Origin of the sequence: Micromonospora sp. NPDC049274, assembly GCF_040678875.1 — a bacterium.
Taxonomy (GTDB): domain Bacteria; phylum Actinomycetota; class Actinomycetes; order Mycobacteriales; family Micromonosporaceae; genus Micromonospora.
This window is the reverse complement of the sequence record NZ_JBFAQS010000017.1, coordinates 55305-64719: the sequence shown is the minus strand read 5'-3', so window position 1 is coordinate 64719 and position 9415 is coordinate 55305. Positions and strand designations below refer to the sequence as shown.

General features: G+C 72.9%; 8 protein-coding genes and 1 pseudogene. 5 read left to right on the top strand and 4 right to left on the bottom strand.

Translation table 11 applies throughout. From position 1 onward, the window contains the following. Positions 1-1588 (bottom strand): annotated as a pseudogene (locus tag AB0K10_RS26565) (collagen-like protein); the annotation flags it as partial. 695 nt (positions 1589-2283) lie between these two features. Between AB0K10_RS26565 and AB0K10_RS26560 the strand changes: the two are divergent. Both AB0K10_RS26560 and rfbD read left to right on the top strand, forming a co-directional pair. Beyond that, the gene (locus tag AB0K10_RS26560; protein ID WP_363687796.1) at positions 2284-2571 is read left to right on the top strand and encodes a hypothetical protein; all 288 of its coding nucleotides are present in this window, start codon (positions 2284-2286) and stop codon (positions 2569-2571) included. Next, positions 2568-3572, top strand: coding sequence for a dTDP-4-dehydrorhamnose reductase (gene rfbD, locus AB0K10_RS26555; RefSeq protein WP_363687794.1), 1005 nt, complete (start codon positions 2568-2570; stop codon positions 3570-3572). The genes AB0K10_RS26560 and rfbD overlap by 4 nt, the downstream gene beginning before the upstream one ends. 113 nt (positions 3573-3685) lie before the next feature. Here the strand turns inward: rfbD and AB0K10_RS26550 are convergent, their stop codons facing one another. After that, positions 3686-4303 (bottom strand): pyridoxamine 5'-phosphate oxidase family protein, encoded by a 618-nt coding sequence (locus tag AB0K10_RS26550; RefSeq protein WP_363687792.1) that lies wholly within the window; start codon positions 4301-4303, stop codon positions 3686-3688. A gap of 164 nt (positions 4304-4467) precedes the next feature. Here AB0K10_RS26550 and AB0K10_RS26545 point away from each other — a divergent pair, with 164 nt between their 5' ends. The 3 genes from AB0K10_RS26545 to AB0K10_RS26535 are packed head-to-tail and all read left to right on the top strand — an operon-like array spanning position 4468 to position 6637. Then, complete coding sequence (locus tag AB0K10_RS26545; RefSeq protein WP_363687790.1) at positions 4468-4974, top strand: DUF2231 domain-containing protein; 507 nt, start codon at positions 4468-4470, stop codon at positions 4972-4974. Continuing rightward, positions 4971-5522: an Hsp20/alpha crystallin family protein gene (locus AB0K10_RS26540; protein ID WP_363687789.1), complete on the top strand. Its 552-nt coding sequence runs from the start codon at positions 4971-4973 to the stop codon at positions 5520-5522. The genes AB0K10_RS26545 and AB0K10_RS26540 overlap by 4 nt, the downstream gene beginning before the upstream one ends. An 8-nt stretch (positions 5523-5530) precedes the next feature. After that, positions 5531-6637: a glycosyltransferase family 9 protein gene (locus tag AB0K10_RS26535; protein ID WP_363687787.1), complete on the top strand. Its 1107-nt coding sequence runs from the start codon at positions 5531-5533 to the stop codon at positions 6635-6637. 7 nt (positions 6638-6644) lie between these two features. On the opposite strand, the gene AB0K10_RS26530 is transcribed toward AB0K10_RS26535, so the two are convergent. Together AB0K10_RS26530 and rfaE2 are read right to left on the bottom strand one after the other, a co-directional pair. Then, positions 6645-7523, bottom strand: a complete 879-nt coding sequence (locus AB0K10_RS26530) for a glycosyltransferase (RefSeq protein ID WP_363687785.1) — start codon at positions 7521-7523, stop codon at positions 6645-6647. Next, positions 7520-9316 (bottom strand): D-glycero-beta-D-manno-heptose 1-phosphate adenylyltransferase, encoded by a 1797-nt coding sequence (rfaE2, locus tag AB0K10_RS26525; RefSeq protein ID WP_363687783.1) that lies wholly within the window; start codon positions 9314-9316, stop codon positions 7520-7522. Before rfaE2 ends, AB0K10_RS26530 begins: the two co-directional genes overlap by 4 nt. Between the last annotated feature and the right edge of the window lie 99 nt (positions 9317-9415).

Here is a 9415-nt window from a genome sequence, read left to right as displayed (position 1 = left end):
TGTTGCCCTGGAAGCCTTGCGCGCCCTGTGCGCCTTGAGCGCCGGTGTTGCCTTGGGTGCCCTGGAAGCCCTGAGCTCCCTGCGCGCCGGTGTCGCCTTGCGCGCCCTGGAAGCCTTGGCTGCCTTGTGCGCCGGTGTCGCCCTGGCTGCCCTGCGCGCCCTGTGCGCCGGTGTTGCCCTGGAAGCCTTGCGCGCCCTGTGCGCCTTGAGCACCTGTGTTGCCTTGGGCGCCTTGGGCGCCCGTGTCTCCCTGGGCGCCTTGCGCGCCGGTGTTGCCCTGGCTGCCCTGTGCGCCGGTGTTGCCCTGGAAGCCTTGCGCGCCCTGTGCGCCTTGAGCACCCGTGTTGCCTTGGGTGCCTTGTGCGCCGGTGTCGCCCTGGCTGCCCTGCGCGCCCTGTGCGCCGGTGTCGCCCTGGAGGCCTTGCGCCCCCTGCGGACCTTGAGCGCCGGTGTTGCCTTGGGCACCTTGTGCGCCGGTGTCGCCCTGGCTACCTTGCGCCCCCTGTGCGCCGGTGTTGCCCTGGAAGCCTTGCGCCCCCTGCGCGCCTTGAGCACCTGTGTTGCCTTGGGCGCCTTGAGCACCGGTCTCGCCCTGGCTGCCTTGGAAGCCTTGAGCTCCCTGGGCGCCGCTGTTGCCTTGTGCCCCTTGTGGCCCATGGGCGCCTGTGTTGCCTTGGGTGCCTTGGAAGCCTTGGCTGCCTTGTGCGCCGGTGCTGCCCTGGGAACCTTGCGCCCCCTGTGTGCCGGTGTCGCCCTGGAGGCCTTGCGCCCCCTGCGGGCCTTGCGAGCCCGTGTTGCCCTGAGCGCCTTGGGCACCCGTGCTGCCCTGGAAGCCTTGTGCGCCCTGCGCGCCGGTGTTGCCCTGGCTGCCCTGGGTACCTTGTGCGCCCTGCGCGCCGTTGTCGCCCTGGAAGCCTTGAGCCCCTTGTGCGCCGGTCTCGCCCTGCCCGCCCTGAGCACCCGTGTTGCCCTGGGCGCCCTGGAAACCTTGCACACCCTGCGGGCCGCTGTTTCCTCGCGCACCGCTGTTTCCTTGCGCGCCGGTGTCGCCCTGAGCTCCCTGCGCGCCAGTCGCGCCGGTATCGCCCTGTGTGCCTTGGCTGCCTTGTGCTCCGGTGTCACCTTGCGCGCCCTGGAAACCTTGAGCGCCCGTGTCGCCTTGAGCGCCCGTGTCGCCTTGAGCGCCCGTGTCGCTTTGAGGGCCCTGAGCGCCCTGGGGGCCCTGAGTGCCCTTGGGGCCGTGGTGGTGGCCCCGGTCCGGCTGCTTGCCCCCCTTGTCGTGCCCACCCCACGGGCCCTGCCAGCCCTGCGGACCGCAGTCCGGTGACGTGCCGGGGGAGGGCTTCCACGAATCGTCAGATCCACCGTCGTCTCGGAAGGCGGTCGGCCAGTACAACGGGAGCCCGCCGTACTGGCCGACCGGACCGGGCGTACCAATGTGGATGCCCTGGGCAGACGACTCCGCTTCTTGAGGCTGCGCCGCCGCTGCGGGCCCACCCGTCATCCCGACCAGCAGCAGGGCGGAGCTCAATCCTGAGGCGGCGCGGGCATGCTTTGGCCCTGGCCGTAGCCGTCGGTCGTTGCTCATGACCCCTCCAGGGCCGCCCCAGATACACCCAGAGCTACCTACTCGTGACGTACGGTTGTCGGCGAATTGCAGAGTAGGCGACAGATCCACCGAGCAGGTCACTTATGCCGCATTTAGGTACACATCAGGCGTTCAGCGAGCCCAGGGGTCGGCGTGCCGCCGGCATGGGACCCGCACGATGACCATGTGCCGGGGGCAAGTCCAGTTGGTATCGCCCCCTCAGTGGCCGGTCCAATCTCTCGTCCCATGGGGCGACACCAACATCTGCCAGGGGTGGGAGTCGAACCTGAATCCGGTTCGACTCACCTGCTGCTGACGCGGAACCTATGGGTGCTTTGCGGAGATCTCACCGACTTTGAGGCAGATGAGTGGTTAGCCTCGTCAGAGCTATGGACGAGGTTGAGCTAAGCGGTCTCCGTCATGATCTGGCCGACTCCGTGCCGGCCGCCTCCACCGTGTGCACGACTGTGCCTTCCACGCCCGCGCCGATGAACATGCGTCCTGTGCGCCGCGTTCCTGGGCGTCGTTCCGGCACCAACGGACGTTCGATCCGCCGAATCCACAGCGCGCAACCCCGCAGAAGCTGCGGGGCCCGTCGGTGATGGCGGAGCGGACCGAGGCGAATCCGGCTACCGGAAATCGCCGCTCAGAGTACCGCCCCCCGCCGCTGCGGGGCTCACGAAAAAGAGTGAGACATGAGTGATCCTTCAACCGAAAAAGTCTTCTACCCCGCCGTTCCCGGGCGCGGGCTGACGGTGCCGGCCGTGCCCCTGGAGTGGGGCAGCCGAGCCGCCGGGCGGGACGTCGCCCTCGCGCTCAGCGCCTTCGTCACCGTCGCCGACCGTGCAGTGTCCCACCTGGACGCCATCCCGGCCGGTGGCGTCAGGGCCGCCGCCGAGCCGATGGCCCGAGAGATGGTGGCCCGACCCAGCCCGGTGGCCGCGTTCGACCACCAGGTCACGGACGCCGTGGCGTCTCGATGATCCGCTGGCTCGTCACGGGTGCCGGCGGCATGCTGGGGCGCGACATCGTCGAGGTGTTACGCGCCAGACCCGGCACGGTGGTCAGCGCTGCCAGTCACGACGAACTCGACATCACCGACGCGGCGGCCGTCGCCCGGGCCGTCCCGGGGCACGACATCCTGGTCAACGCCGCAGCCTGGACCGACGTGGACGGTGCGGAGACGGCCGAGGAGCTCGCCACAGAGGTCAACGGCCACGGCGTGCGACACCTCGCTGGCGCCTGTGCCGACCACGGCGTGCACCTGATTCACGTGTCCAGCGACTACGTGTTGGCCGGGGACGGGAGAGCGCCGCTGGAGGAGGCGGCCGCGCCGGCACCCGTCAACGCGTACGGGCGCAGCAAACTCGTCGGCGAGCGGGCGGTGCGCGCCATTTTGCCGCACACCGGTTACGTGGTGCGTACCGCGTGGCTCTACGGCGAGCACGGCCCCAACTTCGTGGCGACCATGCTCCTGCTCGCGGCGAACCGGCCCGACGTGCAGGTGGTGGCCGATCAGCACGGGCAGCCGACGTGGTCGGCGATGCTCGCCGAGGGGATCGCCGGCCTCGGCGACGCCGCCCGCGCCGGCCAACTCACCGCGGGGATCTACCACGGCGTCGCCGGAGGGCGCACCACCTGGTACGGCCTGGCCCGCGCCGTTTACGAGGAATGCGGTCTGGACCCGGACCGCGTCCGGCCGACCACCACGGATGGGTTTCCACGACTGGCGCGCCGGCCGACGTTCAGCGTGCTCGCGCGCCGACGGTGGGCGGAAGCCGGCCTGGAGTTGATGGACGACTGGCGCACCCAGCTTCGTGCTGCTCTGCGTACCCCCGGGCTCGCGAAACTGGCCGAGGCCGCGCGAACGGTCCCGTCCGGTGCCGCGCGACCACGCGCGAGCAGCACCCCCGGTGCGTGGTCGAAGACACCGTCCGCGGTGCGGGTGGCGGCGAACACGAGCGGCGGTCCGCAGAGCGTGTGAGCAGGGCCTGCTTGACCTGAGTGCCTACTCCGTCGGCTGCCTGGTCGGAGAGCAGGCCGGGAGTCGTCCGGCGATTCCGCGCGGTGGTCGGCCTGACCGCGACGGGTACGACGTCAGACGTAGATCTTCTTGGCGTACTCCGGGCCGTAGTGCCTCTCCAGGTCCTCCAGGCTCTCGGAGGGCGCCTCAACCTCCTTGATCAGGCGGGCGCGGGACGGCAGCGCCTCGGGCTGCCAGGTCTCCGGCTGCCACAGCGCGGACCGCAGGAACGCCTTCGCGCAGTGGTAGAAGATCTGCTCGATCTCCACCACCACGGCGAGCACCGGTCGGTGGCCCTTGACCACCATGTCGTCGAACCAGGGCGCGTCGCGGACCAGCCGGGCCCGCCCGTTGATGCGCAGCGTGTCGGTGCGGCCCGGGATCAGGAAGAGCAGCCCGACGTGCGGGTTGTCCAGGATGTTGCGGTAGCCGTCGGCCCGCTTGTTGCCCGGCCGCTCCGGGAGCGCGATGGTCGTGTCGTCCAGCACCAGCGCGAACCCGGCCGGGTCGCCCTTGGGTGAGACGTCGCAGGTGCCGTCCGCGCCGGCCGTCGCCATCAGGCAGAACGGCGCGGCGGCGAGCCACTGCCGGTCCCGCTCGTGCAGGCGGACGCGTTCCTTGTTCGCCGCGCGCACCCCCGGTGTGCCGAGCAGCTCCCGCAGTTCCTCGTGCGAGGTGATCTCCACCGTCACGTGATCCTCCCCCAGCCGTTGACCCGGGTGGCGGCGCCACCGTTGCCAGCCTAGGCCCGCGTGACCAGCGTGAGGTTTGCCCCCGGTCGCCGGGGGTACGGCCTCCTCCGACACGCCCGCCGCACGTACCGTCCGCAGGAACGCCGACCAGTGGAGGCCGGGAGATGGAGAGCCGACTCAAGGTGCTGGGTCATCCAGTCCATCCGATGCTGGTCATGTTCCCGGTCGCGCTGCTGGTCACCGCGGTGCTGTTCGACATCGTCGACACGGTCGGCGGGCCCGACTTCCTCGGTGAGGTCGCGTACTGGAACATCACCGTCGGCCTGGTCGGCGGTCTGCTCGCCGCGGCGGCCGGCTCGTTCGACCTGCTGGCGATCCCGACCGGCACCCGCGCGAAGCGGGTGGCTCTGCTGCACGCGGGCGCCAACGTCGCGGTGATCCTGCTCTTCGTCGCCGTGTGGGCGGTCCGGTTGAACGCCGACTCGCGGGCCGCCGGTGGTTCGCTGATCGCCATCGAGGTGGTCGCGGTGGCGATCCTCGGCATCAGCGCCTGGCTCGGCGGTGAGCTGGTCGACAGGCTCGGTGTGGGCGTCGACCGCGACGCCGGCCTGGATGCGCCCAGCTCACTGCGGCCCACCACGGCCACCCAGCGGATCGGAGACGTGCGATGAGCGAGCAGCAGCAGGCCGGCGGTCCCGGCCGGGGTTGGCGTGGCCGGCAGCAGGGCTGGGACCCGATGGGCGAGCTGCAGTCGTTGCGCGCCGAGCTGAGCCGGCTGGTCGGCGGCCGGGCCGGGTCGTCCGACGTCGAGCTGACCGAGACCGCGGACGGCTGGCAGGTAGTCGTCCGGCTGCCGGGCGTCGCGCCCGAGGAGGTGGCCGTCGAGCTGGACGACCGCGAGCTGTGCGTGCGGGCCCGCTCCGAGGCGGAGGTCAACGCCGAGCAGGGCATCCCCGGGGGTTTCGAGACCCGCGGCTTCGAGTACCGCATCGATCTGCCGTCCCGCGTCGACCCGGAGGGCATCGACGCGGTGATGGACCACGGGCTGCTGCGCGTCCGCCTGCCCAGGGCGGCACGGCCCACGACGCGCACCATCACCGTCGGCCGCACCGGGCCACGCTCGGGCGGCCTCGCCGGGGGTACGCCCATCCCGGCCGATCCCGCAGCGGACCGGGAGATGCACCATCCGGACTCCGTCGGCGAGATCGACCGGCCGTAGCGCGCCGCGTGGTCACCCCGTCCCTGCTCGGCCCGACGGCCGGGCGAGTCGAAGACGTGCGCCGGATCGCGGTGCTGCGTGCCAACGCCCTCGGCGACTTCATCTTCGTCCTGCCGGCGTTGGAGGCGTTGCGCGCCGCGTACCCCTCGGCGGAGATCGTGCTGCTCGGCGCGCCGTGGCACGCGAAGCTCTGGCGCGACCGGCCCGGCCCGGTGGATCGGGTGCTTGTGGTGCCTCCGGGCCCCGGCATCCGGGAGCCGGAGGCCGGCGAGCCGGCGTCCACGATGGACGACTTCGTGGCGGCGGCCAACGGCGAGGGCTTCGACCTGGCGATGCAGGTCCACGGCGGTGGTGCCAACTCCAACCCGTTGATCAGCCGCCTCGGCGCCCGGGTGACGGCGGGTCTGCGCGCCGAGGACGCGCCGCCGCTGGACCGGTGGGTCCGCTACGTGTACTACCAGCACGAGGTGATCCGCTATCTGGAGGCGGTGGCCCTGGTGGGCGCCCCGGCGACCACCATCGTGCCGACGCTGGCGGTCACCGACGCCGACCGGGCCGAGGCGGAGCGGGTGCTCGGCCCGCCGACCCGACCGCGGGTGGCGCTGCATCCCGGTGCCAGCGACACCCGGCGCCGCTGGCCGGCCGAGCGGTTCGCCGAGGTGGCCCGTGTGCTGCACGGTGACGGGTACGAGGTGCTGGTCACCGGTACACCCTCGGAGCGGGAGGTGGTGGACCAGGTGGTGGCGGCGGCGGGGGTGCCGGTGCGGCCGCAGGTCGGCACGCTCAGCCTCGGTGGGTTGGCGGGCTGCTACGTCGGCTGCGCGCTGGTGATCTCCAACGACACCGGCCCGCTGCACCTGGCCGCCGCGGTGGGCGCGTCGACGGTGGGCATCTTCTGGGTCGGCAACCTGATCAACACGGCGACACCGCTGCGGGGGCGGCACCGGCCGATCAGCTCCTGGACGGTGCACTGCCCGGTCTGCGGGGTCGACTGCACGCCGGGCATCTACCCGCACCGGCCGGGCGACGGCGAGTGCCCGCACCGCGACTCGTTCGTCGCCGACGTGCCGACGGCCGAGGTGTGTGAGGCGGCCCGCGAGCTGCTCGGCCCGTAACCGGCGCTCAGGCCGGCTGAGGGGTGTCCTCGTCGGCGAGGACTACCTCCCACGCCTCCACGTCGCGTTCGGTGACGGTGGTGGGGGACTCCAGGTGGTAGGCGCCGCTGGGCAGGATGCCCGCCCCGCCGTGGCGGGCCAGCACCGCGAGCTGGGCGGCCACGTCCTCGCCCTGGTGTTTCTCGTGCACCCGTCGCCAGAAGTCGAAGCCTCCGGAGTCGACGAGCTTGGCCCGGTCGTAGAGCACGCACCCGCCGATCCAGGACACCTTGTACGCCCGCCACGCGCCCGGCGGCAGCGCCAGCTCGGCGGTGACGTGCAGCAGGTTGGCGGCCGAGTGGATGCGGGCGCGATCCCACTCGGGGGTGCCCGGCCGGACCCGCTCCGGGACGGGCCGGCCGACCCACTCCTCGTAGTGCCGGTGCGTCTCCGGCCGTACATCGCCGGTGTACGACAGGCCGTGTACGCCGTTGCCGACGAACCCGCAGCCCAGCTCCTCGATCGCGGTGACCAGTCGGTGCAGAGCGCCGGGTTCCAGCCAGACGTCGTCGTCGAGGTTGAGCACGTATCGGGCCGACGACGCGGCGAGCAGGTAGGCGCGGTGCTCGGCCAACCCGCGGCGCGGCAGCCGGCGGGTCAACAGCACCGGGTGGCCTGCGTGGCGCAGCGCCCGGACCATGGTGGCCGCCGCGGGGTGGGCGTACGCGGGGTCTCCGTCGGACTGGTCGCTGACCACCACACCGAAGCCGGGCACGCCGCCCTGGGCGGCGAGCCCGGCCAGGGTGACGGCCAGCTCGGCGGGCCGGTTACGGGTCGGGATCAGCACGTCGACCAGCCGGTCGGCGTGGAACTCCGCCGGGGTGCCGAGGGCGAGGGGCCGGTTCACGACGCCTGGGTGCGGGGGCTCAGCGACGGGTCGGCGGCCTGCGGCGACGGGTCCTGGGTGTGCGACCGGATCCGCTCGATGATCGCCGAGGTGGACCGGTCCGGCACATACCCCAGCGTTCGCACCTGACCGCCGAGCCGGCGCACAAGCGGCGCCTCGGGCACCAGCTCCGGCGGGTAGTCGCCGCCCTTGACGTACACGTCGGGCCGGACCGCCTCGATCAGCGCGGCGGGCGAGTCCTCCTCGAACACCACCACATGGTCGACGCAGGACAGCGCGGCCAGCAGGGCGCCCCGGTCCTCGACCGGGTTGACCGGCCGGTCCGGCCCCTTGAGCCGGCGCACGCTGCCGTCCGAGTTGACCGCCACGATGAGCAGGTCGCCCAGGGCGCGGGCCTGCTCCAGGTAGCGCACGTGCCCCGGGTGCAGCACATCGAAGCAGCCGTTGGTGAACACCACCGACCGGCCCGCCTCGCGGTGTTCGGCGACGATCGCGTCCAGTTCGTCGGTGCCGACCACCGCCGGGTGCCCGGTGGCCTCCGACGGCATGTCGAGGGCGGCGAGCAGGTCCTCCCGCAGGCACACGCAGGTGCCGGTGTCGGACACGGTGATGGTGGCCACGAGCTGGGCGAGCTGCGCGGCGGTGGGCAGCGGCGCGTCGGCGGCCAGGGCCAGCGTCATGGCCGCCAGGTACGCGTCTCCGGCTCCCACGGCATGGCTCGCGGGGACCGGGGTGCTGTGGCTGCGCCGCCGTTCCCCGTCCGCGCCGCCGACCACCGCGCCGTCGGTGTCCAGGGTCACCGCGACCACGTCCGCGCCGGTGTGCGCGCGCAGCTCGGCGAGGCGCGACTCGGCCAGTACTGCCCGGTCCACGCCCGCTCCGGCCTCGGTGTTCACGGTGACGCCGGTGCCGGTGACGCTGAGACCGTCGCCGGTGAGGGCCACCCGACCCTCGCTCGCGGTGGGTTCGCCGACCGGGCCGGGCCGGTCGTCGGCGCGGGCCCCGCCCGGAGCAGCGCCGACGCTCAACTCGGACGGCCCGTCGGCCGGATCGCTGTCCGGGTGTTCCAGGTGCAGGTCGGCGCCGGCGGTCGAGCGGTGCGCGCCGCCGGCACGGGCCAGCAGCCGGGTCGCCTCGGCGAAACTGGGGGTGACCACGGTCGGCGCGAGCCCTCCCCAGTCGGCGAGGTCGTGCGCGTCCAGCGCGACAGTGGCGTACCGCTCGCGCTGCTCGACCAGCCACGCGCGGACCGGCGCGGGCAGTGCCCCCAGGCCGTAGTCGCAGACCACCAGGGTCGGCGCCTCCCCGCCGGCGGCTGCGCGCAGCTCCTCGGTGGCGCAGTCCAGCGCCGTGAGCAGCCGGGCCACCCCGTCCGGGTCGAGTGCGTCGTCGGCGTCGCCGGAGTCTTCCCGGAGCAGGATCTGGTTGCCGGCGAGCATCCGCCGCTTCACCGGGGTGGGCCGACCGGGCTGGTTGACCGTACGGTCCCAGACACCGGCCCGGTCCAGACAGTCGTGCAGTTCGTCGCCGGCCACGTCCGCGCCGACCGGCGCCACCAGCACGGCCCGACCGCCGAGCGTGGCGACGTTGACGGCTGTGTTCGCGGCCCCACCGGCTGCGGAGATCCGTCGACGCAGGGTGAGGACCGGGGCGGGCGCCTCCCGGCAGAGCCGGTCGGAGTCGGCGAACCGCCACTCGTCCAGCATGGCGTCGCCGACGATGAGGACCGGGCGTCCGAGCCAGCTCTCCACGACGGTCGCGAGCCGGCGCTGTTCCGCTGCTGCTCCTGCCATGCCTCCCCGGGTCCCCAGCGGCCCTCGGGACAAACCTGCGCCGAGGACGGCTGCGCCGCAGGTCCGGCGGCCTTTCGTCCCGCCCTCGTCGACGCGGTG

Coding starts and splice junctions, on each gene's coding strand:
- AB0K10_RS26540 (WP_363687789.1), top strand. CDS start 4,971: ATGAGCGAGCAGCAGCAGGCCGGCGGTCCCGGCCGGGGTTGGCGTGGC.
- rfaE2 (WP_363687783.1), bottom strand. CDS start 9,316: ATGGCAGGAGCAGCAGCGGAACAGCGCCGGCTCGCGACCGTCGTGGAG.
- AB0K10_RS26545 (WP_363687790.1), top strand. CDS start 4,468: ATGGAGAGCCGACTCAAGGTGCTGGGTCATCCAGTCCATCCGATGCTG.
- AB0K10_RS26560 (WP_363687796.1), top strand. CDS start 2,284: ATGAGTGATCCTTCAACCGAAAAAGTCTTCTACCCCGCCGTTCCCGGG.
- rfbD (WP_363687794.1), top strand. CDS start 2,568: ATGATCCGCTGGCTCGTCACGGGTGCCGGCGGCATGCTGGGGCGCGAC.